We start from the raw sequence: 25,994 nt of genomic DNA on the forward strand, positions 1-25,994 counted from the left end.
TTTTTAGGTCGCAGTAACTGTATGAATTCTACCCAACAATGGCAAAACGTGACGTGGTTTGAAGTGGACGAGCATCAAGCAGGGCAACGGATTGATAATTTTTTATTTAGCCGTTTAAAAGGTGTGCCTAAAAGTCGTATTTATCGTCTGATTCGTGAAGGTCAGGTTCGGGTCAATAAAAAGCGTATAAAAGCAGAAACTAAACTGTCGATTGGGGACCAAATTCGTGTGGCCCCGATTCGCTATGAACAAAAAGATGAAAATGCGGCGCCTGTTTCTGACAAAGTCGCACAGAGTTTGCTGAGCCGTGTGGTGTATGAAGATGAAGGCTTGATGGTCGTCAATAAGCCATCCGGAATTGCTGTACATGGCGGCAGTGGTGTGGCCTATGGTCTGATTGAAGGCTTACGTGCGGCAACAGGTAAAAAATATTTAGAACTGATTCATCGTATTGACCGTGATACCTCAGGTTTGGTGATGATTTCTAAAAAGCGTAGTGTATTAAAAAGCTTACAGGACATGCTACGTGAACACAAAATTAAGAAAACTTACGCCGCTGTCGTCAAAGGTGTGGTGAGTTTAGACAAGCAGTTAATTGATGCGCCTTTGCACCGCTATGAGTTGTCCAATGGCGAGCGTCGTGTACGTGTATCGAGTGAAGGTAAAGAGTCTAAGACGCAGTGGAATGTGGCTGAGCGCTTTATGCATGCAACCTTAGTCTATGCCTCGCCACTTTCAGGGCGTACCCATCAAATTCGTGTGCATGGTTTAAGTATCGGTCATCCATTGGTTGGGGATGATAAATATGGTCATGAAACAGAATACAAGGGACCGAAACCACGTCGTTTATGTTTACATGCGATGCGTTTAGACATCCCAGGTTATGAGACGATTGAAGCGCCGTTGCCTGAAGATATGCAGAGTATTGTGGCGCAGTTAAGAGCACAGAAGAAGGATTAAGCCTTTTCCACTTCATTGTAGGAGCGTTGGTAAAGACATGACTTTTGTTGGTTGTGATTAATTTAAAATGATGTTGTATTGGTCATCTTTAATTTTCAAAAGATGAAAAGTAGCAACAGTCTTTTGTTGAGCTGATTGAACGTCCTAAACGCGCTTTAAGCACTGCTTTAAAGCGAAGTGCAAATCAGCTCAACGGCGACACTTCTGTTGCCATCGTTAGCAAATGCATCGTGTAAATTGTTTTCATAAAAGTAAATATTGGAACCCCAGCATGAATAAACCTGTAGAACTGATTATCTTTGATTGGGATGGCACATTATTTGATTCAGTGGGGCAGATTGTGGCGAGTTTACAATTTGTAGCACAGCAATTTTCACAACCGCTCACCCGTGAAGATGCCAAAAGCATTATCGGTTTAGGCTTGCCAGAGGTTGCACAGCGTCTATTCCCTCAAGTGCCTGAGTTACATACTGAAATTTTGCAATGCTATGCAGAACATTATGTAGCGAACTCAAAAACTGATGTCTGGTTTGATGGTGTTGCAGACATGCTGAATGGCTTACGTGAAGCGGGGTTATTGTTGGCGGTGGCAACGGGTAAAAGCCGTAAAGGCTTAGACCGAGTGTTGGCACAGACTCAGAGTCAATCGTTATTTGTGGCAACCCGTGCTGCCAGTGAAACCAAGTCCAAACCACATCCTTTGATGTTAGAAGAAATCTTAACTGAAACGGGTGTGTCCGCTGAACGCGCGATTATGGTCGGTGATACCAGTTATGACTTGGAGATGGCACGTAATATTGCTATGCCGAGAATTGGGGTGAGCTATGGTGTGCATACACCTGAAACCTTAAGACAGTATCAGCCTTTGACGATTGTAGATGATGTAGCCAGTTTGGATCATTTTTTAAGACAGCAGTTGAAGGCTTTCGATGTGGCGTAAGCAAAGTTGACCATTTTTCAAGGCGTATAAGGATATATGCCTAAACTTAATTTTGAAGAACAAGAAATATGCTATGAGTCGTTCTATTCGATTACTTCATTTGTTACAGCATCTGCGGGAACAGCGTTATCCTGTTACAGCCCAATGTTTGGCTGAGCACTTGCAAATCAGTGTGCGAAGTGTGTATCGGGATATCGAAAGTTTACGTGATCAAGGGGTCAATATTGAGGGAAGTGCAGGTTTAGGATTTCAATTGAAAGAAAACTTTCTCCTGCCGCCAATGAGTTTAGATGAGTCAGAAATTGAAGCGATGTATCTGGCATTACAATGGGCTAAATCCATCCCTGATCATGCATTACAGCAGGCTTCACATTCAGTATTAAGTAAATTAAAAGCAGTATTGCCACAAAGAAAACAAGAATTTTTAAATGATACTTATCTAAAATCAATTCATTCATGGATTGAGGTTGATCAAACCATTGTGGGACAAGTTCGTGTTGCAATTCGCTTACAGACTAAAATTCAGATTGATTATGTTGATGAGCATAAACAGATTTCACATAGGCAATTATGGCCTTTTGCATTGGGATATTTTAACGACAAAATGTTGTTGGCTGCATGGTGTGAATTGCGAGAAGACTTTAGAAACTTTCGTTTAGATCGAATTCAAACACTCATATTCACAGAGCAAATTTATCCCCAATTTAAACGCCATTTATTTGAACAATGGTGTCAAAAAGAATTTTCAAATTCAGGACAATCGGCAAACACTGCTGACAAAAACTGACACAACTCAGTTCTATTCTAAAAAACAATAAACACAGAGGATAGAACAATGGCTTTAACTTTATATACCAATACGCAATCTCGTGGCGTTGTGGTGGACTGGCTTATTCTTGATTTGGGGATTGAGGTCGAGTGTATAGAAGTTACCTATGGCGCAGAAATGAAATCAGCCGAATTTTTAAAACTCAACCCTTTTGGTAAAGTGCCTGTTTTGGTGGATGGTGATGTGGTGATTTACGAGTTGGATGCCATTTGTGCATATTTAGCAGATCAATTTTCTGAAAAAGGTTTGGCTCCCGCACTGGATGATCCGAAAAGAGGTTTATATTATCGTTGGTTGTTTTTTGGTGCAGGCCCGTTTGCAGCAGCCTCCGACAATCAACATTTAAAAGTACTAGTTGCGCCAGAACAGAAGATGTTTATGGGGTATGGCGATTATCAGGATACGTATCAAGCGTTGATTCAAGGCTTGGAGCAAGCCAGCCCGTATCTATGCGGTTCGCAGTTTACGGTAGCCGATATCAGTTTAGGAGCAATGATCATGTGGCAATTAAAAATGAATTTATTAAAGCCACATCCAGCAATTGAGCGCTATGTATTGGCTATTCAACAACGTGAAAGTTTCAAGAACAATCCTGCTTTATTTGCAGCATAAAATCATTTAACTAGAAAAACCTCTTTGATAAGAGGTTTTTCTAATTATAGATTTCTTCAAATAGGTTTCTCACGTATCGTTTTTTAGTCGTAGATGAAAAAATTTGATTGAAATATACATAGCGAAATTATGGGTGATTTTGTCGTTTTTCGTTTTGATTTTTCTATGCTGTTTATTTTGATGGCTAAAATAGAGAAGATTTATAGGTTCTAACTATTGTAAAAAATAAAATAAGTATTGGCGTAAAACCCGCAATTTTCCGATGCTTGAGTGGTCTAAAACATACTCGTTTTGAGTGGTCTTAGGGATAAGCCATCAGGTTCTTCTTCAAGTATATGCTCGCTTCATTTTGAACATCTCTGTCTTTCCCTTGCTCGATAAAACAGTATTTTGTCTCTATTTTGCAGTTTAAGGAAAGTTAGATGTCGAATTCTGCTGTTGTTGAATCTGTTGCGCAGGCTTTACGCAATGCCGAATTATCAAAAACTGCGATTGCACCTATACGTCCGCAATTAGGTGCGGAACAGGCAGATGTCGATATTGCGTATGCGGTTCAGGAAGTGAATACCCAACGTGCCTTACAAGAAGGGCGTCGCTTGGTAGGACGTAAAATTGGTTTGACCTCTAAAGTCGTGCAGGCGCAACTAGGGGTTGATCAGCCCGATTTCGGCATGCTGTTTGCCGATATGGCTTATGGCGATGGTGAAGCCATTCCTGCAGGTTTATTGATTCAGCCTAAAGTAGAAGCAGAAATCGCGTTAGTGATTAACAAAGACTTAACTCAAGAAAAACATAGCTATGCAGACATTATTAGTGCCACAGCCTATGCCTTGCCTGCAATTGAAGTGGTGGATAGTCGCATTGAGAACTGGAAAATTTCATTGATTGATACCGTGGCAGACAATGCGTCTTCTGCGGCATTTGTTTTGGGTTCACGCCCCGTGAAATTGGATCAGCTTGACTTAGTCAACTGCAAAATGACCATGACCCGTGGCGATGAGGTAGTTTCGCAAGGCATTGGTAAAGCCTGTTTAGCCAATCCTTTAAATGCTGCGGTTTGGCTTGCCGATGAGATGGTACGTCGTGGTCGTCCATTGCTGGCTGGTGACATTATTTTAACGGGTGCTTTGGGGCCAATGGTGATTGCCCAAGCAGGAGATGAATTTAAAGTTGAAATTGAAGGCTTTGGTTCAGTAGTCGCTGCGTTTGCTGCGAAATAAATTGGATTTTTGAGAGAGTAGATGCATGAAAAAGATTAAATGTGCATTAATCGGTCCGGGAAATATCGGAACAGATTTATTGTATAAGTTGCAGCGTAGCGAATTCCTTGAGCCAGTATGGATGGTCGGGATTGACCCAAGTTCAGAAGGTTTAACCCGCGCAGCGAATATGGGTCTAAAAACCACAGCAGAAGGTGTAGACGGATTACTGCCACATGTAGTTGCGGATGAAATTCAAATTGCCTTTGATGCGACCTCGGCTTATGTGCATGCGGAAAATAGCCGTAAGTTGAACGAATTAGGTGTGCAGATGATTGACCTGACACCTGCTGCGATTGGTCCGTTTTGTGTGCCACCTGTCAACCTTCAAGAACTCTTGGATGCAGGTGAGTTGCCGAATGTGAACATGGTGACCTGTGGTGGACAAGCGACCATTCCTATGGTGGCTGCCATTTCTCGCGTACAAGCGGTGAGTTATGGGGAAATTATTGCGACCGTTTCGACCAAGTCGGTTGGCCCGGGTACACGTAAAAACATTGATGAATTTACCCGTACCACGGCTGGCGCGATTGAAAAAGTCGGCGGTGCAAAACAAGGTAAAGCCATCATCATTATTAACCCAGCCGAGCCACCACTGATGATGCGTGATACGGTGCATTGCTTGGTCGAAGGGGAACCCGATCAAGTGGCCATTACGGCATCGGTTCAGGCCATGATTACCGAAGTACAAAAATATGTACCTGGTTATAAACTGGTGAATGGCCCAGTATTTGATGGCAACCGCGTGTCGATATACCTTGAAGTGGAAGGCTTGGGTGATTTCTTGCCAAAGTACGCAGGGAATTTGGACATTATGACTGCGGCAGCTGCGCGCACTGCGGAAATGTTTGCGGAACGTTTATTGGCTACGGCTGAAGTATAAGGAGCAACCCATGTCTAAGATTATTGTGCATGATATGACTTTGCGTGATGGTATGCATCCACAGCGCCATCAAACCACTGTTGAGCAAATGATTGCAATTTCCACTGCATTGGATGATGCAGGTGTACCGCTAATTGAAGTGACGCATGGCGATGGCTTAGGCGGTTCATCAGTGAACTACGGTTTCGCTGCGGCAACGGATGAAGAATACTTATCTGCTGTTGTTCCGCGTATGAAAAATGCCAAAGTGTCAGCCTTGCTGTTACCCGGCATTGGTACAGTCGATCATTTAAAAATGGCGCATGAAATTGGTGTTTCTACCATTCGTGTAGCAACCCATTGTACCGAAGCCGATTGTTCAGAGCAGCATATTACTGCGGCACGTCAGTTGGGTATGGATACTGTGGGTTTCTTGATGTTGGCACACATGGCATCGCCTGCTCAATTGCTTGAAGAAGCGAAAAAGATGGTGTCTTATGGCGCGAACTGTATTTATGTGACTGATTCAGCAGGTTATATGCTGCCACAAGATGTCACAGACCGTGTCGGTTTACTGCGTCAAGAACTGGACAGCAGTATTGAACTGGGTTTCCACGGGCATCATAACTTGGGTATGGGGGTGGCAAATACGGTTGCTGCAGTTGATGCTGGGGCTATTCGTGTCGACTTGGCGTCTGCGGGTTTAGGTGCTGGTGCAGGTAATACTCCATTAGAATTGTTCATTGCGGTGGCAAACCGTATGGGACTAGAAACAGGCGTGGATCTGTTTAAAGTACAGGATGTGGCAGAGGATTTGGTGATTCCAATGATGTTGAACCCAATTCGAGCGGACCGTGATGCGGCGACTTTGGGTTATGCAGGGGTGTATTCATCGTTCTTACTCTTTGCAAAGCGTGCAGAAGCCAAATATGGTGTGTCAGCGCGTGAGATTTTATTGGAATTAGGCCGTCGTGGTACGGTCGGTGGTCAGGAAGACATGATTGAAGATTTGGCTTTGACCATGTCGAAAGCGAAGGCTGCTTTGGTTTAAGTTAATCATTCAGTATTAAGCAAGCGTTCTTCGGGGTAATGCTGATCAGTTAAGCGTAATTTCATTATTGCTGATTGATGAATCTCCCCTAACCCCTCTTTGGAAAGAGGGGAACGCCTTGAATTCATACCGTATTGAATTCCGAAACGCTCCCTCCTTTGAAAAAGGAGGGTTGGGGAGGATTAAAAATGCGTAACTGACTGGTATTAGTCCTTAGAGGGGGCTTTTTTTGTTTTTTAAATTTAGAAATTATTCGAGCCGCGAAACCTCATCAGCAACCTGCGTGATATTTGAAATAGGCTATTTTTGCAATCGTAGTATTTAAGTGCACCCAGTGAACAGGTTTTGCGGATGATCAATCTTGAATACACATGCATAAAATTTTAACGTTATTCAACTTCATCATGCACATATAGAAAATTTCTGTGATATGAGCGCTTTTTCTTATAACGTTACGCTGAAATAAAAAAACTGACTCGAAAAACTTAAACAAAAAAACACTTAAATTATTCAAACTATTTAGAAAAGAAAGTGGTTTAAAACGAGAAAGGTTGGAGAGGCTCCATCTTTCATCATAGCTTGCGAAATTGGGTTAAAAGTGAGTTATTGTAATTTTATCTAAATGAAAAAAGAGCGGTGTCCAGCTTGGTATTTATAGTCGGTGATGTGGCATTTTCTTAAGACTGTGGTCGGATTTTTTCTCTTCGATGAGTTCCGCATGATGGTGTCATAGTTTAATGTGATCATTGGAATGAATATCATGCGTCGTCAAACTTTATGGACAGCCATCTGTGTTGCAATTACAGCATTAGGTACAACTGCAACGAATGCAGAATTTATCGACGATAGCCAAGTCCAGTTAAAATTCAGAAATTTTTACTTAGACCGTCAGTATGAAACTGTACCACAAAACAATTGGGGCAGTTGGTCGCAGGCCATCAGCTTAGATGCCAAATCAGGATATGCCGAATTAGGTGGCTTACAATTGGGTGCCGATCTTTTGGTGCAACATGCATTTCGTCTAAATGGCCGTGACAAAAATGCCGATTGGGTACTTCCACATAATGGACAGGAACAAGCCAGCAATTTCGGCAAAGTCGGTGCGACTTTAAAAGCCAGAGTGTCGCAAACAGAATTGAAAGTGGGTGAGTTATTGCCTGTTTCTCCAGTTTTAGTATTTGATCCATCGCGTCAGTTATTGACCACGTATAGCGGGGCATGGTTAGAGTCTAAAGAGCTGAAAGATACCAAACTGAGTTTGGCGTATATTGATGGGATTAATGCACGTTATGACAATCAGTTTCAGGACTTAAGTTTATTTCCGAACAATAACCCAAATACAGCTAAAACAGCGGATGGCATGTACATCGCGGGGATTGATCATCAGTTTAATCCAGAGTTTGGAGCAAGCTATTGGTATGCCGATGTCAAAGACATTTATCAACAGCATTATGCAGGAATCAGTTATAACACCACGCTGGGGACAAATACGAAGCTGACCAGCCATGTTCGTTATTTTGATAATTCTGAGTCAGGTGATAAGTTGTATGGCGAAATTGACAACCAAGCCTTGTCGATGGGCGCTAAATTCAGTCATGGGTCACACAGTGTAGGTTTGGGCTATCAACAAATGTTTGGCGATAACAGCTTCCCAACCTTGGCAGGATGGGTACCACAGCCATATCTGGTGAATTGGTCCGTGGCAACCTTTACCAATGCCAAAGAGAAATCATGGAATATCTCTTATGGCTATGACTTTGCTGAATTGGGGTTAAAAGGTTTGAATGCCAATGCAATTTATTTTGCTGGTTTTGATGCGACAGCAGGCGGTAAAACCGATCAGGACGAACAAGAATTGAATCTGATTGTGAATTACACCGTACCTGAAGGCAAATTCAAAGGTCTAGGGATTCAAGCCATGTATATTGACACAGACTATGATTGGAAAAGCGATTTAAAAGAATATCGTGTTGCTACGACCTATAGCTATAAATTTTAAGTATTGAACTGAAAGCGGGCGATTTGGGCACAAGTCGCTCTTTGTTGAATCACCTTCAAATAATAAACAGATTTTCTGATTTTAATAAAAATATTGTTGTAAAACATTTATTTAAATAATCGTTTTTTTGTAGTGTCTGATCGAAAACAAGTATCAGTGGAGTCGTTTTGAACAGGTAAGATGGAACAGTAAAACTGTCGAAATGAATGAATTGACCTGTCCTGAACACAGAACATCAGACGGGTCTTAGGCTGTACGAGGAGTAAGTATGAGCACGGTCCAAATCCCCAATTACACCACCGACCCATTCTTTGGCTTGGAAGATAAATGGATTGAAACAGCGGAAGGTGAGTTAACCCATTATCATGAAGTGGGTGAGGGTACACCAATTTTATTTTTACACGGCTCTGGAACAGGTGTTTCGGCAGCAGCGAACTGGTGGTTAAATTTACCACAGATTGCGGAGCAAGCCCGTTGTATTGCTATTGACTCAATTGGCTATGGTCAAACAGTGGTGGCTGATGGTACGGCTTATGGCATTCGCGCATGGGTCGATCATGCGGTGCGTACACTGGATGCTTTAGGCATTGAAAAAACTTGGTTGGTGGGCAATTCACTGGGTGGGTGGTTAGCTTTTCAAATGGTGCTCGATTATCCAGAACGTGTCTTGGGTATTGTGTCGATGGGGACAGGCGGAGCCAAACAAACTGCTGCACTGAAAGCCCATGCTAATCCTGTTTTGACCGAAGAAGGCATCAAAAATACTTTGTCGATGTTTGTGGTGGATAAGCGCTTAATTACCGATGAGTTGGTCAAAGTTCGTTATGAAGCAGCCAAGAATGACTATGCCTCAGACCGTTTAATGGATGTGGTAGGCGCACGTGACCGTGATCGTTTTGAGTTCCCACTCGATTTTGAAAAAATGAAGGACATCCAAGTGCCTGTATTGCTGATTCATGGTGTCCAGGATGTGGTGATTCCTGTATCTCGTACATGGGATATTTTAAATACGGTTCCATTTGCGGATGCCCACATTTTCAGTCAGTGTGGACATTGGTCACAGGTGGAAAAAGCTGAAGAATTTAATACGGTGATTAAAGATTATTTAAGTGCACGTGGTGTGAAATAAGCGATTGAATTGAAAAAGGATGGTTGAACCATCCTTTTTTTATGTCCGAAATTTCAAAGAAGAAGCATTAAACTTAGAGTGTAATAAAGCCTGCCGCTACATTGATGCTAATGGCCAAAATCGAGGTGTTAAAACCATAGGCCAAAATAATGTGCAGAATATTGAGAATACGCATGGAGCGGGAAGTAATCGAAACGTCCGCAGTTTGCGCTGAAGTGCCAATCACATAACTAAAGTATAAGAAGTCAGGATAAGTCGGCTGTGCTGTTTTTGGAAAGTCCAAGCCAGCATCTTGTTGATCCGCAAGAGCGAGATAATAGTCATGCGCATAATGAATGGCAAACACAGTATGTATAAAGAGCCATGCACTTATAATGGTCAGTAAGGACAGAGCCAAGTGACCATATTTGATAGCTGGGTCATTGGGAAGATGAGTTAACTCCAACACAATTGCAATCAAACACATAACTAATGTCATGATCACCAACAGTAGAATAATCCATTTACTGGCGTCTTGTTGCTGTGCATGTTGAAGAATGTGTCGATGGTCAACAGACCAAAGCGTTGTCATGGTTTTGAGCAAATAACTTGAGACGGCAATGTTCCAACTGATCAATAAATTGGTAGACCAAGACCAGTCAGTCAGGGTATTGAGCAGAGCATAAAAAATAGCCGTAACCAAAAAACTAATAAAAAAGAAGGGGCGAAACTGCATGGCCGTTTTTAAACGCTGTAAAGTGGGCATCGGCATGATTTTCTCCTTTTCTATTTTATTTTTTAGCGCAGCTAAAATCGTAATAGCTAGCTCAGTATATGCTTATGTTTAGACTTAAGTTGTAGGTAAAACCTGACAAAAATTCTGATTTTTATTCGTTAATCTTCCTTTAAAAAGTAGAGGCAACAAAAGTCGAGAGCTGATAAGTCTGGTTTAAAACTGAAATACTCTAGATACGCTTGTAGTTCAGGGTACTTTTTCATGAAAAAGGTACACCGCCATTTATTCAGAAAATAGTGGTGTCTCGTATTTGAGGATTAATTTGAACTCATTGGGGATTTATTCACGGTTAATGTTCAAATAAAACACCCGAGTCAGCAATTCTAGAAATTTATTTACGGCCAGTGATGTGGTGTTTTTACGATAGCTTACATATAAATCTAAGTAAGGGAGTTCAACCTCAAGCGGACGAATCACGGTATTGCTCATGGTTAAGGGTGCAACATAGCCAGGTAAAATAGTGCAACCGAGACCCATCCCAATTGAGTTGATATTAAATAGAATATTATCGGCCTTTTGAACAATATTGAATTCAATACTATTATTTTTGGCAAATTCTAAAATAGTTTGGTGCAGGGTCTGTGACTGTTCGGCTGCGGGAATGATAAAATCAATACCATTTAAAGCCTTAACAGGAATGCGCTCATATTTTGCTAAAGGGTGATCTTTAGGAAGCAGGAAGATGAGTGGCTCACGTAGAACAAATTGGCTCTCAAGTTCATCATTATGAAAGTTATGTCGGGTAAAGGTAATGTCCAGCTCCCCTTTTTTCAACAAACGCATCTGCTCAGTATTGTTCATACTGAGTAACTCAATTTTTAAGTCTGGGTTTTGTACCCGTAAATTGGGCAGCACATAAGGGAATATTTTCATTTCCGCAACTGGCACGAAACCTATGCGCAGCATTTGCTGTTTGGCTTGTGACACTTGACGTGCCATAGCGACCGCTTTGTCCGCTTGAGCTAGAGTCAAGCGTGCCTGTTCTAGAAAAACAGCACCTTCTTCCGTGAGTTCAACTTTTCGCTTGGTTCGATACAGCAACTGTACGCCGACATCTTCTTCGAGGTCTTTGATTTGCTGACTGAGTGAAGGTTGAGCGGTATAAAGTTTCAATGCCGCCTTACTGAAGTTCAGTTCTTCAGCAACGGTGATGAAATAGCGAAGGTGTCTAAGTTCCATATAAATAACCCACTGAGTAATCCAAAAAATGTCTTACCACGACTACAATAAAGTATAATCTATAAACAACTATGCCGTGAAGATGATTCAAGTATTTATAAAATAAATGGTCTTGAGATGAATGCGGAGATTTTAATATAAGAAATAACTTTTCTAATAATTGCTAAAACATATTAATTAAAACAAAAAAAATATTTCACTAAAGCTGTCTAAAAAATCATGATGCCTCAAAAGTTGAGTCTATTTACGTTGTGCCGTGTATTGGTCGCAGGAGAGCTTTTCATGAGTGGAAAAATTGATGTGCGTGAAATCGACGCTTTGGTCGATGCACAAAATGGACGTATCTCGCCATCCATCTATACAGACCCAGATTTATACGAATTAGAACTGGAACGCGTGTTTGGGCGTACATGGCTATTTCTCTGTCATGAAAGCCAAATTCCAAAATCAGGTGATTTTTTCAATACTTACATGGGTGAAGACCCAATTATTGTGGCACGTCAAAAAGATGGCTCAATTAAAGCATTTCTAAACCAGTGTCGACATCGTTCTATGCGGGTCAGCTTTGCAGACTGTGGTAATACTCGCGCTTTTACCTGTCCATATCATGGCTGGTCTTATGGGGTAGATGGCTCACTGAAAGATATTCCACTTGAAGATCGTGCTTTCCCACAAGGTGCCTGCAAAGAACAGTGGGGCTTGGTTCAAGTCAACCGCGTAGAGTCTTATAAGGGGCTGATTTTTGGCTGCTGGGATGAATCGACTCCAGACCTGATTGAATATATGGGGGATATCGCTTGGTATTTAGATGGCGTGGTCGATCGTCGTTCAGGTGGGACTGAAATTATTGGTGGGGTACACAAGTGGGAAATCGAGTGTAACTGGAAATTTGCGGCAGAACAGTTTGCCTCAGATCAGTACCATGCCTTGTTCTCCCATGCCTCTGCGATTCAAGTTTTGGGCGCTAAACCCGATGACGACTCTTCTAAAAAACTCGGTGCAGCACAAACCGCGCGTCCAGTTTGGGAAACTGCCAAAGATGCCATTCAGTATGGTTCACGTGGTCATGGCTCAGGCTTCTTCTTTACCGAAAAACCCGATGCCAACGTCTGGGTGGATGGTGAAGTAGCCAACTACTTCCGTGAAACCTTTGAGGAAGTTAAAGAGCGTTTGGGTGAAGTACGTGCATTACGTCTTGCGGGGCATAACACCATGTTCCCGACCATGTCGTGGTTAAATGGAACGGCAACGCTTCGAGTCTGGCATCCGCGCGGTCCAAACAAAACTGAAGTCTGGGCATTCTGTATTGCCGATGCCGAAGCCTCTCAAGAAGTGAAAGAAGCCTTTGAACGTTCTGCAACGCGTGCTTTTGGACCTGCGGGTTTCCTTGAGCAAGATGACTCGGAAAACTGGATTGAAATCCAAAAAGTACTTCGTGGCTATAAAGCACGTAACAACCCGTTGATTATGGAAATGGGCTTGGGCAATGAGAAAGTTCGTGAAGATGGCATTCCAGGCATTACCAACTATATTTTCTCCGAAACCGCAGCACGTGGCTTATACCGCCGTTGGGCAGATTTACTGATTCATGAAACATGGGAAGAAGTCGAAAAAGCCGCGGAAGACTATGAGAAGGAGTTGATGAAATGAGTCAGATCAATTTAGAACTTCAACATCAGATCAGTCAGTTCCTTTACCGTGAAGCAAAATTGCTCGACGACTGGAAATTCCGTGAGTGGTTGGATGTCTTGGCAGATGATATTGCCTATACCTTACGCACGACACCGAATGCGCAAACCCGTGACCGTCGTCGTTCGGTTGAGCCGCCAACCACGTGGGTGTTTAACGACTCTAAAGATTTGTTAGAACGTCGTGTCGCGCGTTTGGAAACAGGGATGGCATGGGCTGAAGAGCCACCGTCTCGTACCACACACATGGTGTCCAATGTGATCGTTGAAGCGACTGAAGTCGACGGTGAGTATGATGTTTACGTGACGTATTTACTCTACCGTACTCAGAAAGAAAAAGATGTCACCCTCTACTGCGGGAAGCGTCATGACAAACTTCGTAAAGTGGATACCAAGCAAGGTTTCCAGATTTTCAATCGTAAAATCACCCTAGACCAAGTGACTTACAACTCCCATAACCTGAGTGTGTTCTTCTAATGAATAAGATTTTTGTGTGCCAAGTCGGTGAATTAGATGAAGGCGAAGCATTGAAAGTGGACTGCGGTGTGAATGGGATTGAGGCACTGGCTGTTTTCAACAATGGTGGTGAATTCTTTGCTATGAATGACCGCTGTTCACATGGCAATGCTTCCATGTCCGAAGGTTATTTGGAAGAGGACGGCACAGTGGAATGTCCATTACATTCTGCTCGTTTCTGCCTAAAAACAGGTCAGGCTTTATGCCTGCCTGCAACTGATCCTATTCAAACCTTTCCTGTGATTGTGGAAGATGGACAATTGTTTGTCGAGATGGCGGGAGCATAAGCATGGGCTGGTTACAAGGTGAAGTTGCCCTGATTACGGGGGGCGGTTCTGGTCTGGGCTGGGCATTGGTCGAGCGCTTTTTAGCAGAAGGTGCACAAGTGGCTGTGCTACAGCGCTCACAAGCGAAAGTGGAGGCATTACAGGCACATTTCGGTGATCGCATTCTTGCCATTGCGGGTGATGTGGCTTGCTATGAAGACAATGTCCGTGCCGTGAATGCCACGCTTGAGCGTTTTGGCAAACTGGACTGTTTTGTCGGTAATGCTGGGATTTGGGATCATTATGCCGATATCGTCAATACTTCGGGTGAACAGTTAGATAAAGCCTTTGATGAAATTATGGGCATTAATACCAAATCGCTCATCTTGGGGGCAAAAGCCGCACTGGAGGCATTGATAGCTTCTGAAGGGTCGATCATATTTACTTTGTCTAATTCAGCCTTGTACTCGGCAGGCGGAGGCCCTGTATATACAGCTTCTAAGCATGCAGGCGTGGGTGTGATGAAAGAATTGGCCTATGAACTTGCGCCTAAAGTACGAGTGAATGCGGTGGCGCCGTCAGGTATGAATGTCAATATCAAAGGAGCAGCATCTTTGGGTCAAGAAAATTTGGGGCTACTCGATGCACGTGATCCTGAAAAGATTGCTCGTGGTATGCCATTAAATTTCTTGCCTGAACCTGAAGAGATGACAGGTTCATACGTTCTATTGGCATCGCGTCAGAACAACCGTCCACTGACGGGTGTTTTGATCAATGCTGAATGCGGTTTAGGCATCCGTGGTTTACGCCAACCCCGTGCAGGGTTCTTTGATGAGTGATTGATTCACTGAACTGCTCATCATCTAGGGATCTTCAGCGCTTTTAAACGTAAAGAAATCTCAAATCTAAACTCAATTAGGTTTGATGAGTATTTCAAAAATTTTGGGTACGCGGAAAAGTCATTCGCAATTGTTTGAGGCAGGACTAAAGCTAAAACGAAATGTTTCTGCGACCTGTCAATGTCGTGATGGTTGTTGCCGAGTTTTGCGAATGACAATGGTTTTGCCTACTTTTCCCAAAAGAAAAGTAGGTCGAACCGAAGGTTAGTCTGGAAGTTTATGCTTTATTGGAAAGACTCCGCTTCATCATTTCAGCGCTTAATTTTGGCCCAGTCTTTATATTGAGATCTTTGCATATATTAAGGAAACACAGTCATTAAGCGACGGTTTCTATTTTGGAGTCACACATGGCCGTTAAACTCATTTGTGCATCGCACAGTCCCTTAATGGAATTTGCTTCACCGCAAGAACAGCGTAAAGAACAGATTGTACGTGAGACTTTTGCCCAGCTTGCGGCAGAAGTCAAAGGGTATGATCCAACCCTCATCATTACTTTTGGCCCAGACCATTTTAATGGCTTTTTCTATGATTTGATGCCAAGTTTTTGTGTGGGTATTCGTGCAACTGCGGCAGGTGATTGGGACTACGGTAAAGATAACGACAAAATCAATGTGCCTGAAGATACTGCGATTGCTTTGGTGCGTCGTGTACTCGATGAAGGTGTGGATGTTGCCTATTCCTACCGAATGCAAGCCGATCACGGCGTGACGCAGCCTTTACATTTTCTGTGTGGTGGACAGCTAGACCGTTATCCAACCATTCCTATTTTTGTCAATGGTGCAGCAGCACCGATGCCAACCACCAAGCGAACCATTGCTTTGGGGCGTGCTGTTGGACAATTTATTCAGTCTTTAAGTCTTGAAAATGAAAGGGTTTTAATTTTAGGAACAGGTGGACTTTCACATGATCCTCCGACACCACAAATGGGTGCTGTACCGCCAGAAGTGGAAGAGTTTTTGATTTGTGGACGTAATCCGAGTGAAGAATCACGGAATCATCGTCAAGCCAAAATTATTGCCGTGGGGCAGAAACTGGCAGCAGGTGATCAATCTGTTGCCGTGCCACTCAATCCAGAATGGGATCGTGCATTGCTTGAAATATTGGCCAAAGCAGACTTCGCCACAATTGAAGCGATGACTGAAGCCGATATTCGCCGTGATGGTGGGCGGGGTGGTCAGGAAGTCCGTTCTTGGATGGCGGCATTTGCTGCATTACATGAACTTGGCGAATATGACATGACCACACATTGCTATGAAGATATCAGTGAGTGGATTGCAGGCTTTGGCATTGTCTCGGCAGAGTTAAAAGGTGAACTAAATGAGTAACATTGAAACCATCGTCATTGTTGGTGCAGGCCAAGCAGGTGCGAGTGCGATTTTAGAACTCCGCGGTAACAAGTATGAGGGCAATATTATCCTGATTGGGGATGAAGTTCATTTGCCTTATGAACGTCCACCTTTATCCAAAGATGTGATTTTAAAGCCCGAAGAAACCAAGGTTGAGATTTTATCAGAAGAGAAATTGGCGACTTTAGGTGTCACGCATATCCTTGGTAATGGCGTGGTGAAAATCAACCCTGAGGAAAAAACTGTTGAATTGCAAAAGGGTGATGTGATTGCTTATGACAAACTGTTGCTTGCGACTGGCGGTGCAGCACGTCGCTTGCCGAATTTCGATGCTTTAGGTCAACGCATTTATACCTTACGTAATTTGGAAGACTCTCAAGCACTGGTGCCTGTGCTACAAGCTGGACAGCGAATTGTCTTGATTGGTGGAGGGGTCATTGGATTAGAACTGGCTTCCTCTGCGCGCTTTAGAGACTGTCAAGTGACGGTGATTGAAATGGGGCCGATGGTGATGGGGCGTTCATCCCCGCAGATTTTGAGTGAGTTTTTATTGGCGCAACAACGTCTTGCGGGTGTCGATGTGCGCTTGAATAGCACCATTAATCACTGTCATTTAGATGGTGAAACCGTGGTAATCACTCTTGCAACAGGGGAACAGTTACGTGCAGATGCCGTGATTTATGGTATTGGGATTGTCCCGAATGCACAACTGGCAGTCGATGCTGGTTTAGCGGTTGATAGTGCCATTCAAGTGAATGAACACTGCCAAACTTCACATCCAGATATTTATGCTGCGGGTGATGTCGCGACCCAATTTCGTGCTGATGGTCAGTACCGTCGTGTGGAAACATGGGAAAATGCCAATTTACAGGCTGGAATTTTTGCCCGTCACGTGATGAGTGTAGAGCATCCAAAAGCAAATTCTGCATGGTTTTGGACGGATCAGCTCGATATTAACTATCAGTTTGTTGGTGATATGGCCGCAGCAGAGTGGATTGTTCGTGGCGAAATTCGACCTGAACTCCGTGCAGCCTCTTCGTTTGTTCTGTTTGGAGTGACCGATGGTGTTATCGTGGGGGGAATTACAGTGAATGCAGCCAAAGACATGCGACATTTGAAAAAAATGATTGGCAAACAAGTCATCTTTGATGCAGAAAAACATTTAGACGTGTTGCAGGATTTACGTAAAATTGCCTGAGATTTAAAGCTTTGCACTTAAATGGGTGTATTTAAACAGACCAAGGTTTGCTTAGGTCTGTTTATTATTTATGAACTACAAAAACCTGCGCTATGCGCCACTAAATTTCGATATGATAAAAACATAAATAGAATACAGCTTGGGCTAAAAGTCGATATGGCAGATTCAAATAAACTGGTGGTTTATGCCGCACTCATAGGTAATTTAGCGATTGCCTTGGTGAAGTTTATAGCAGCTTATCTGACCAATAGTTCTGCCATGTTGAGTGAAGCGATTCACTCTGTTGTAGATACCTTAAACGAAATTTTATTGTTATATGGGCTAAAAAAGTCGAATAAACCTGCCAATTTTAATCATCCTTTTGGCTATGGGCGAGAGCTGTATTTTTGGGCCTTCATTGTATCTCTTATGGTGTTTGCCTTAGGGGCATTGGTCTCTATGTATAATGGGATCATGCACATTTTACACCCTGAACCGATTTTAAATCCGATCATCAATTATGTTGTACTTGGTTTTGCATTTGTAAGTGAGGGGGCGTCATGGTGTGTTGCCCTGAAAGTGTTTCGTAAAGCGAAAGGTCAGCAAGGTTATTTTGAGGCTTTTCGACGCAGTAAAGATCCCACCACGTTTACCGTTTTGTTTGAAGACTCTGCTGCATTGATTGGACTGTTGATTGCCTTTTTGGGTATTTATTTGGCACATCGTTTAGATCTGCCTGAATTGGATGGCGTGGCGTCCATTCTGATTGGGCTGGTTCTAGCGGTATCTGCTTTTCTACTGGCACGAGAAACTAAAGGTTTGCTGCTCGGTGAGACCGCTGACCTGCATGTACGGCAAAACATCTTAAAAATTGCCCAAGATGATGAAGGTGTGCTGTCAGCCAACGGCTTGTTGACCGAACAAATGGGTGCCAAACAGGTTTTGGCCTCATTGAGCGTGGAGTTTGAAGATCACCTGACTACCGATGAGATAGAAGCCTGTGTCAATCGAATTGAAGCAAAAATTAAACAAAATCATCCTGAAATTGTGGCACTCTTTGTTAAGCCACAATCAAAAAAAGTGTGGTTAGAGCGAATGCAAGGACGCTTGGAATAGGTTAAGGTAGAGGTCAGTTTTCAAAACTGGTCCTGTTACTGGTGTATTGCAATAAAGATAACGACGTTAAATGAAGCCAAAATCAACTGAACTCCATTATCAAATTCTGACTGAAAATACGATGTCCCATACGTGGCGACAACCTGAATTTCAGTTTCTACACTCCGACCATTATAACGGGACACGCTTTTTCAATTCGGTTCGTCGACCCGAAGGGCGTAGTCGTGGCGATTTACTGAAATGGTTGGTGAAGCGTAAGTCTTCGACATGGAATGTCGATTTAGCACAAGAATATGCGCATTTTCATGCCGATAAAAAAAGTCTACCGCAAGACCGTCCTCATGCCGATTTAAATGATTGGCAAGTTTGGTTTGTGGGGCATGCCACGGTATTGCTCCAGATTGGCCCTTATAATTTATTGACCGATCCTGTCTGGGCGGAACATGTCAGTCCGAAGCAAGGGCGAGGGCCACGCCGTGTCATGCCTGCGGGGATTGCCCTAGAAAATTTGCCGACCATCCATGCGGTGCTTTTGAGCCACAATCACTATGATCATATGGATATAGCCAGTCTGAACTGGTTGTATGAGCGTTTCGCCATGCCCATTTATACGGGTTTGGGCAATGGATGGTATTTACCCAAGCATTTACAAGTGTTGGAAATGGATTGGTGGCAGTCAGCACGCTTGCATGATTTGAAACTGGTCTATACCCCAGCACAGCATGGTTCTGGACGTGGACTACGCGATCAAAACCGTGCGTTATGGGGCGGGTTTACTATTCACTGTGGCGCTGACTATGCTTATTTTGCGGGGGATACAGGTTATTCGCCGCACTTTAAAGAGCTGCATCAGCGTTTTGGCGCACCGCGAATTGCACTACTGCCTATCGGGGCGTATGAACCGCGTGAGCTCATGCGCTATATGCATATGAATCCACAAGATGCCTTTCAAGCACATAAAGACCTGCATGCTAAATGCTCGATGGCCATTCACTATCGCACCTTTCAGCTGACTGATGAAAGTCGTGAGCAACCTGAGATGGATTTGAAAGTGGCGATGAAAAATAGTTCGAAGCTGATGAATCCGTTTGTTTGCTTAAGAGAAGGTCGACGCTTAAGCGTGTAATGGGCACTTTATGTAAAGATTAGGTGATGGCTGGCAAAATACAGTCATCACCGAGACCATAACGACATCACTAAAATATCTTTCAAAAAAAATCTAAAAACCGAAAGTATGCCTTTTTTATTGTTTGATTTTTACTCAACCTGAGCTGCACTGATTGCTGGTAGGAATCGTCTAATTTTTAAACGATAAACTCAATTGAAAATGCCCATTAACTCCGCATTAAAGGCTTTTCTTGCTGTTGTTTTTTCGTCGACTTCTATCTTGTTGAAAAGTTAAAAATCTTTCTTTCTTAAATATTTACATGGAATAATCCGATTGTTTTTATTCGTAAAACTCGCTTTAGATTGTCATAAAAAAGGGCTATGTTAGAAAAGTAATAAATACTTTAAACGGTTCATGATAATCATAATTTGATGATCAAATTTGGAGCTCGACATGACACAGAATATGCAAGCATCAGGTTGTCCATTTCACCAGAAAGACGGTGGACAAACGAGTTTAGCCAGCACCAATAATTCTGATTGGTGGCCCAATGCGCTCAATCTAGACATCCTGTCGCAACACGATAAAAAAACCAACCCGATGGATCCTGATTTTGACTATGCAACTGCATTCAAATCATTAGATCTAGAAGCGGTGAAACAAGACCTACGTGAACTCATCAACAGCAGTCAAGAATGGTGGCCATCTGACTATGGTAGCTACATTGGGATGTTTGTCCGTACCGCATGGCACTTGGCGGGTTCCTACCGTAAACAAGATGGACGTGGCGGTGCCAACACTGGTAACCAACGTTTTGCCCCCCTCAACAGTTGGCCTGATAACGTCAACACCGATAAAGGCCGTCGCCTGCTTTGGCCAGTCAAACGTAAATATGGCAATAAAATTTCATGGGGCGATTTAATTGTTCTTGCAGGGACTGTAGCTTATGAAGAAGCGGGTCTAAAAACCTTTGGTTTCGGTGGTGGTCGTCTAGATATTTGGGCACCCGAAAAAGATATTTACTGGGGCGAAGAGCGTCAATGGCTGGCACCAACGGCAAACCGCTATGCCAATGACCAAGACCGAAAATCGCTGGAAAATCCATTGGCTGCGGTACAAATGGGTTTGATCTACGTCAATCCAGAAGGGGTTGATGGTGTTCAAGATCCATTACGGACTGCACAAGACATGCGTGTCACTTTTGACCGTATGGGAATGGATGATGAAGAAACCGTGGCATTGACTGCGGGTGGTCATACCGTAGGGAAAGCCCACGGGAATGGTAAAGCTGAAAACTTAGGGGCAGATGTCGAAAGCGCTGACGTGGAGTTTCAAGGTCTTGGTTGGCATAACTCCGAAGGCACAGGCAATGGTGCGAACACCATGGTCAGTGGATTAGAAGGGGCTTGGACGACTCACCCAACCAAATGGGATAACGAATTTTTCTATCTGCTGTTTACTTATGAATGGGAAAAAACCACCAGTCCTGCGGGTGCGAAACAATGGGAGCCGATTAACATCAAAGAGGAAGACAAACCTGTTGATGCGCATAACCCAAATGTACGCCGTAACCCAATGATGACTGATGCTGATATGGCATTAAAAATAGACCCTGAATACCGCAAAATCTCAGAGCGTTTTTACAAAGACCCTGCTTACTTGTCCGAAGTGTTTGCACGTGCTTGGTACAAGCTGACGCACCGTGACATGGGACCAAAATCTCGCTACTTAGGTGCAGATGTTCCGAGCGAAGACCTTATTTGGCAAGACCCAATTCCATCGGTCGATTATGTTTTGTCTGAAGCTGAAATTGAAGATTTAAAAGTGAAGTTGCTAAATAGCGGTTTAACTTCGGTTGAATTGATCAATACTGCTTGGGACAGTGCGCGTACTTTCCGTGGTTCAGACTACCGTGGTGGTGCCAATGGCGCCCGTATCCGTCTTGCACCACAAAAAGACTGGGTGGGCAATGAGCCTGAGCGTTTAGCCAAAGTTTTGGCGAAACTTAAAGAAATTCAGGCAGGTCTTGCGAAAAAAGTCAGTATTGCGGATTTAATTGTACTGGGTGGCACAGCAGCCGTTGAAAAAGCGGCACACGCTGCGGGTGTGAATATCAAAGTTCCGTTCCTCGCAGGACGAGGCGATGCGACTCAAGAGCAAACTGATGTGTATTCTTTTGAAGACTTATTGCCTAAGCATGATGGTTTCCGTAACTGGGTCAAAGAAGATTACAGCGTACAACCTGAAGAAATGCTGTTAGACCGTGCACAATTACTCGGTTTGACTGCACCTGAAATGGCGGTATTGGTTGGTGGTATGCGTGTACTTGGTACGAACTATGCAGGTACACCAGAAGGTGTGTTGACAGATCGCGTAGGGGTACTGAGTAATGATTTCTTTGTGAACTTAACCGACATGAAATACAACTGGAAACCTGTGGGTAAAAACCGTTATGAAATCGTGGAGCGTGCGACAGGGGCAACCAAATGGACGGCAACACGTGTAGACTTAGTCTTTGGTTCGAACTCGATTTTACGTTCATATGCGGAAGTTTATGCGCAAGATGATAACAAAGAGAAGTTTGTAAAAGACTTTGTTGCCGCTTGGGTGAAAGTAATGAATGCAGACCGTTTTGATGTGAAGTAGGTTTCACAAGAACAAAAGACCGCTCAAAAGAGCGGTTTTTTTATATTTGAATTTTTATAATAAATTAACCAAAAATGAGAATAGAAATGTTTGCCCAAATATATAAATCCATTAAATATCCATAATTGATTTATAGCATTGGAATAATAATTTATAGCATAGAGGTACATCACAATGAAAAAAGTATTAACGGGTCTAATTCTAGGTTTGGGGACACTTGCTCTTGCTGGCACAGCCTTAGCCGCAAGCTCACAAAATACGCAAATACAAAAACAGCCTGCTTCAAATCAAACGCAAGATTGTCTTCCACCACCAAAAGATATGGATAATAAAGATAGACCACGACCTCCTAAAGACGCACAGGGGAAAGATCATCCACAGCCTCCTAAAGACGCAAATGGTTGCCCGATGCCACCCAAAGATTTGAATGAAAAAAATCGTTCGTAATGATTGAAGCCTCAATGTTTATTGCTTCTTAAATTATGGAATGGATATATGCCGTTTTGATGCGAAGTAATTTTCACTGGAATAAAAACCGCCTGTAAGGGCGGTTTTTTATGGATTATAAGATGCTGATATTATTTAATTTAAAAGTATAGGTGTTGTATAGTATGCATTATATTCATTTTATGAAAACTTAAATTTAGAATTACTTATGTCCAAAGCTCTTTTGATATTGATTGCTTTCATTTCACTTTTTACGAATAGTTTATTGCATGCAGAGAATAATATGGTGAATCAGGATAAAGTATTAGAATCATTTATAATTGAAATTGGCTCAGATTTTTCAACTATTCAGACTAAATTCGATTTAGAAAAACATACTCCAAACGTGAATTTCATCAAAGAATCAAACTGGTATATATTGGCAACCCCAGTTGGATCTATTTCACTTCAAGAATGGCAAGGTAAGCTTCATTGTATCGCTTATGATATTGATACAAATGATATAGAGTTAAAAACGAAAATTATCGAATTTCTATTTGAAAAATATAAAACGAATTTTGAATGGGTGAATAGAGTTGATAACGGATTCTATATCTCATATGAATCATCTAATGATTCTATTCAAGGAATTTATGCTTATTCACTAGGAACAACGATTTCTTTTACCAGTAATGAAATTAGAAAAGCCGAAACAAAAATTCGCTTTCCAAATCTTTAGCTACTGAAAATTCAATTTAACATAATAGAGCTTATAGGGGTAATTACTTAGTATTATTTTATATCTCAAATACCTATAATTTAAATGTAAGTGCGAAAATGAATAGGAAGCTTATTTTTATTAAAAATTAAGTTTCACCAGACTTTGATGGATATCCTTTTCAAGTTGATACCACTCATCAAACTCTGGCTCGACCAGCAAAGTCTGCGACACAAAGCCATAACACACACGTTGCACATTTAAACTCAATTGCTGTAGTTGCTCTGCATCATCAACATAAGGCTCAAGGATGCTGTGCCACATTTGCACCATCATTTCATAACTTTTACGGTAACTTTCAATATTCGACACCTGTCGTTCCAGCAAAAAAGTTTGAGCCCAGAGAAACTGTCGAGTCTGAATCTGCTCAAGCTGAAAGTGAATAATCTGCTGTAAATAGCCCTCAAAAGTTAATTTTGTGGATAACTCCATCAGGCTTTGTGCATAACTTTTTAGTTGCTCCGCATTAGTTTTCACATGCTGGTGAATGGTCAATGCAACCAAATCTTCCTTCTTTGAAAAGTATTCATAAAAAGTACCTAAACCAACTCCCGCCACATCGGTAATTTCCCGAATGGTAATTTCGTGCGCATGGCGTTCATGCAAAAGCCGAACAAAACTTTCTTGCAAAGCTTCTTGGGTAAGTTTAGCTCGCGACTGGCGCGGTCTACGACGGACTTGGATCTCAGGATTCTTCATGGCACAAAGCTGAACATGGCAGACTCAATTTTTCTCTATACTGAAATGAAAAGCACAGCATAACAAGAGCAAAGTGATATGAATACGACAGGGATGACCCATCAAATCAGCAATCAGTTTGATGAACTGGAAAATTACAACCTGTTTGAAACTGATATCGTTTTACAAGAAATATTGGCCCGTTATGGCAGTCAGGATCAGGCAAGACTCACAGAGATGGGTAAAGTCATCGGTTCGGCGGAATATTATGATTATGCTGATCTAGCCAATAGGCATACGCCCATATTACATGCTTTTGATGCGCGCGGACGCCGTAAAGACTTTATCGAGTTTCACCCTGCATGGCATAAATGGATGGGATTGAACCGTCAGTTCGATACCCATGCACATCCGTTTAATCATCCCCATTCATCCTCAAAATGGGTCGATTGGGCAGCCCGTTTTTATTTGGCAGGGCAGGTGGAGTGTGGAAACTTGTGCCCAAATTCGATGACTTTGGGCAGTATTCCACTGATTCAACGTGAGCCTGAACTGTGGGCCAAAATCAGCGATAAGTTACTTTCGACTGAATACGATGAACGTGATGTGCCAATCAGCCAGAAAAAATCAATTTGGCTAGGGATGGGCATGACTGAGAAACAAGGCGGTTCGGACGTACGTGCCAATGAAACCATTGCAGTACCCGTCGCAGAGTCGGGGCGTGGACAAGCCTATTTGCTCACAGGGCATAAATGGTTTTTCTCTGCACCGATGTGTGATGCACATTTGGTGGTGGCAAAGACGGAACAAGATGGTTTGGCCTGTTTCTTTGTGCCACGTTGGCTAGAGGATGGCAGCAAGAACCCAATTCATGTGCAACGCTTAAAAGACAAAGTGGGCAACCGTAGCAACTCCAGTTCCGAAGTCGAATTTAAAGACGCGTGGGGCATTATGATTGGGGAAGCTGGACGCGGTATTCCCACCATTATTGAAATGGCGAATTACACCCGTCTGACCTGTTCCGTAGGCAGTACTGCCATGCTTAGGCAAGCCTTGGTGCAATGTATTGTTTATACCCGTCAGCGCAAAGCTTTTGGCAAACATTTAGCACAGCAGCCTTTGATGCAAGCGGTACTAGCAGATTTAGCCTTAGAAACGGAAGCGGCGATGCAACTTAGTTTCCATCTTGCACATTGCTATGAAGCGGATGACGCATTGTCCGTAGCATGGAAACGCATTATGACCCCAGCTTCGAAGTTCTGGGTATGTAAGCGTGCAGTTGAGTTGACTGGCGAGATGATGGAAGTCTTTGGGGGCAATGGCTATGTCGACAACGGCATCATGGCGCGCATTTTTAAAGAAGCCCCAGTCAATACCATTTGGGAAGGTTCAGGTAATGTCATGTGTTTGGATGTATTGCGTGCCATCAGCCGTGATGTAGAGTCGATTGAGATCTTGTTTCAAGATTTAGTATCCACCGCGATGCAAGATGACCAGTTGAAGCAAGAGCTACAAAGTCTATTTAAATTATTCCAGCAGGCACCTGAAGAGCTGCAATTTATGGGGCGCAGTTTGGTCAGTAGGCTGGTGATTTTGACTCAAGCAGTCCTGCTAAAACGGCATGCACCAGACTATGTGGCTGATGGTTTTATTCAAAGCCGTTATAGTCCATTTCATGGTCGGGTTGTCGGGATGCTTGAGATGAAACAACCCGACGTAGAACGACTGCTGCATAGAGCATTTGCGGTTTAAGGC

At 42.9% G+C, this 25,994-nt stretch carries 24 protein-coding genes; 21 read left to right on the forward strand and 3 right to left on the reverse strand.

The genetic code is table 11. The annotated features are described in order from the left end of the window. The first annotated feature begins 21 nt into the window (after positions 1-21). The 9 genes from ACE01U_RS06750 (at position 22) to ACE01U_RS06790 (ending at position 9,641) form a co-directional block, all read left to right on the forward strand. Positions 22-960 carry an RluA family pseudouridine synthase gene (locus ACE01U_RS06750; RefSeq protein WP_086209627.1) on the forward strand — a complete coding sequence of 313 codons (939 nt, stop codon included), beginning with the start codon at positions 22-24 and terminating at the stop codon, positions 958-960. A gap of 271 nt (positions 961-1,231) precedes the next feature. After that, the gene (locus ACE01U_RS06755) at positions 1,232-1,900 is read left to right on the forward strand and encodes an HAD-IA family hydrolase (RefSeq protein WP_395579011.1); all 669 of its coding nucleotides are present in this window, start codon (positions 1,232-1,234) and stop codon (positions 1,898-1,900) included. Between the two features lie 73 nt (positions 1,901-1,973). Beyond that, the gene (locus ACE01U_RS06760; protein ID WP_395579012.1) at positions 1,974-2,687 is read left to right on the forward strand and encodes a helix-turn-helix transcriptional regulator; all 714 of its coding nucleotides are present in this window, start codon (positions 1,974-1,976) and stop codon (positions 2,685-2,687) included. A 48-nt stretch (positions 2,688-2,735) separates the two neighbouring features. Continuing rightward, the gene (locus ACE01U_RS06765) at positions 2,736-3,341 is read left to right on the forward strand and encodes a glutathione S-transferase family protein (protein WP_395579013.1); all 606 of its coding nucleotides are present in this window, start codon (positions 2,736-2,738) and stop codon (positions 3,339-3,341) included. 422 nt (positions 3,342-3,763) lie between these two features. Continuing rightward, positions 3,764-4,561 (forward strand): 2-keto-4-pentenoate hydratase, encoded by a 798-nt coding sequence (locus tag ACE01U_RS06770; RefSeq protein ID WP_395579014.1) that lies wholly within the window; start codon positions 3,764-3,766, stop codon positions 4,559-4,561. A gap of 25 nt (positions 4,562-4,586) precedes the next feature. After that, the gene (locus tag ACE01U_RS06775) at positions 4,587-5,483 is read left to right on the forward strand and encodes an acetaldehyde dehydrogenase (acetylating) (RefSeq protein WP_395579015.1); all 897 of its coding nucleotides are present in this window, start codon (positions 4,587-4,589) and stop codon (positions 5,481-5,483) included. Positions 5,484-5,493: 10 nt separating this feature from the next. Then, positions 5,494-6,513 (forward strand): 4-hydroxy-2-oxovalerate aldolase, encoded by a 1,020-nt coding sequence (gene dmpG / locus ACE01U_RS06780; RefSeq protein ID WP_068909697.1) that lies wholly within the window; start codon positions 5,494-5,496, stop codon positions 6,511-6,513. 760 nt (positions 6,514-7,273) lie between these two features. Further along, a complete protein-coding gene (locus tag ACE01U_RS06785) occupies positions 7,274-8,512 on the forward strand; it encodes an OprD family outer membrane porin (RefSeq protein WP_395579016.1) in 1,239 nt (412 codons plus the stop codon). A 268-nt stretch (positions 8,513-8,780) separates the two neighbouring features. Continuing rightward, entirely contained in the window at positions 8,781-9,641 is an 861-nt protein-coding gene (locus ACE01U_RS06790; RefSeq protein ID WP_151707428.1) for an alpha/beta fold hydrolase, read from the forward strand. A 73-nt stretch (positions 9,642-9,714) separates the two neighbouring features. Here ACE01U_RS06790 and ACE01U_RS06795 read toward each other — a convergent pair whose 3' ends face one another. Together ACE01U_RS06795 and hcaR are read right to left on the reverse strand one after the other, a co-directional pair. Then, on the reverse strand, positions 9,715-10,392 hold the full coding sequence (locus tag ACE01U_RS06795) for a DUF1345 domain-containing protein (RefSeq protein WP_110975901.1): 678 nt from the start codon (positions 10,390-10,392) through the stop codon (positions 9,715-9,717). A gap of 303 nt (positions 10,393-10,695) precedes the next feature. Further along, positions 10,696-11,595: a DNA-binding transcriptional regulator HcaR gene (gene hcaR, locus ACE01U_RS06800; RefSeq protein ID WP_086209618.1), complete on the reverse strand. Its 900-nt coding sequence runs from the start codon at positions 11,593-11,595 to the stop codon at positions 10,696-10,698. A 282-nt stretch (positions 11,596-11,877) separates the two neighbouring features. Between hcaR and hcaE the strand changes: the two genes are divergently transcribed. The 11 genes from hcaE (at position 11,878) to ACE01U_RS06855 (ending at position 23,522) form a co-directional block, all read left to right on the forward strand. After that, entirely contained in the window at positions 11,878-13,245 is a 1,368-nt protein-coding gene (hcaE, locus tag ACE01U_RS06805) for a 3-phenylpropionate/cinnamic acid dioxygenase subunit alpha (protein WP_291372268.1), read from the forward strand. Further along, entirely contained in the window at positions 13,242-13,760 is a 519-nt protein-coding gene (gene hcaF, locus ACE01U_RS06810; protein ID WP_086209616.1) for a 3-phenylpropionate/cinnamic acid dioxygenase subunit beta, read from the forward strand. Before hcaE ends, hcaF begins: the two co-directional genes overlap by 4 nt. Further along, entirely contained in the window at positions 13,760-14,086 is a 327-nt protein-coding gene (gene hcaC, locus ACE01U_RS06815; RefSeq protein WP_395579017.1) for a 3-phenylpropionate/cinnamic acid dioxygenase ferredoxin subunit, read from the forward strand. Before hcaF ends, hcaC begins: the two co-directional genes overlap by 1 nt. Before the next feature lie 2 nt (positions 14,087-14,088). After that, on the forward strand, positions 14,089-14,904 hold the full coding sequence (gene hcaB / locus ACE01U_RS06820) for a 3-phenylpropionate-dihydrodiol/cinnamic acid-dihydrodiol dehydrogenase (protein WP_119064080.1): 816 nt from the start codon (positions 14,089-14,091) through the stop codon (positions 14,902-14,904). A 407-nt stretch (positions 14,905-15,311) separates the two neighbouring features. Then, positions 15,312-16,289, forward strand: a complete 978-nt coding sequence (locus tag ACE01U_RS06825; RefSeq protein WP_395579018.1) for a 3-carboxyethylcatechol 2,3-dioxygenase — start codon at positions 15,312-15,314, stop codon at positions 16,287-16,289. Then, the gene (gene hcaD / locus ACE01U_RS06830) at positions 16,282-17,508 is read left to right on the forward strand and encodes a 3-phenylpropionate/cinnamic acid dioxygenase ferredoxin--NAD(+) reductase subunit (RefSeq protein ID WP_395579019.1); all 1,227 of its coding nucleotides are present in this window, start codon (positions 16,282-16,284) and stop codon (positions 17,506-17,508) included. Before ACE01U_RS06825 ends, hcaD begins: the two co-directional genes overlap by 8 nt. Positions 17,509-17,664: 156 nt before the next feature. After that, positions 17,665-18,603 (forward strand): cation diffusion facilitator family transporter, encoded by a 939-nt coding sequence (locus ACE01U_RS06835; protein WP_395579020.1) that lies wholly within the window; start codon positions 17,665-17,667, stop codon positions 18,601-18,603. 70 nt (positions 18,604-18,673) lie between these two features. Then, positions 18,674-19,729, forward strand: a complete 1,056-nt coding sequence (locus ACE01U_RS06840; RefSeq protein WP_395579021.1) for an MBL fold metallo-hydrolase — start codon at positions 18,674-18,676, stop codon at positions 19,727-19,729. Between the two features lie 435 nt (positions 19,730-20,164). After that, positions 20,165-22,357 carry a catalase/peroxidase HPI gene (gene katG, locus ACE01U_RS06845; RefSeq protein WP_395579022.1) on the forward strand — a complete coding sequence of 731 codons (2,193 nt, stop codon included), beginning with the start codon at positions 20,165-20,167 and terminating at the stop codon, positions 22,355-22,357. Positions 22,358-22,531: 174 nt separating this feature from the next. Beyond that, complete coding sequence (locus ACE01U_RS06850) at positions 22,532-22,804, forward strand: hypothetical protein (protein ID WP_395579023.1); 273 nt, start codon at positions 22,532-22,534, stop codon at positions 22,802-22,804. A gap of 208 nt (positions 22,805-23,012) precedes the next feature. Continuing rightward, on the forward strand, positions 23,013-23,522 hold the full coding sequence (locus tag ACE01U_RS06855) for a hypothetical protein (RefSeq protein ID WP_395579024.1): 510 nt from the start codon (positions 23,013-23,015) through the stop codon (positions 23,520-23,522). A gap of 120 nt (positions 23,523-23,642) precedes the next feature. Here ACE01U_RS06855 and ACE01U_RS06860 read toward each other — a convergent pair whose 3' ends face one another. Beyond that, the gene (locus ACE01U_RS06860; protein WP_395579025.1) at positions 23,643-24,260 is read right to left on the reverse strand and encodes a TetR/AcrR family transcriptional regulator; all 618 of its coding nucleotides are present in this window, start codon (positions 24,258-24,260) and stop codon (positions 23,643-23,645) included. Between the two features lie 78 nt (positions 24,261-24,338). Here ACE01U_RS06860 and ACE01U_RS06865 point away from each other — a divergent pair, with 78 nt between their 5' ends. After that, on the forward strand, positions 24,339-25,991 hold the full coding sequence (locus ACE01U_RS06865; RefSeq protein ID WP_395579026.1) for an acyl-CoA dehydrogenase family protein: 1,653 nt from the start codon (positions 24,339-24,341) through the stop codon (positions 25,989-25,991). The last annotated feature ends 3 nt before the right edge of the window (positions 25,992-25,994 follow it).

The sequence above is a fragment of the Acinetobacter halobius genome (genome assembly GCF_044130335.1).
Lineage (GTDB): Bacteria > Pseudomonadota > Gammaproteobacteria > Pseudomonadales > Moraxellaceae > Acinetobacter.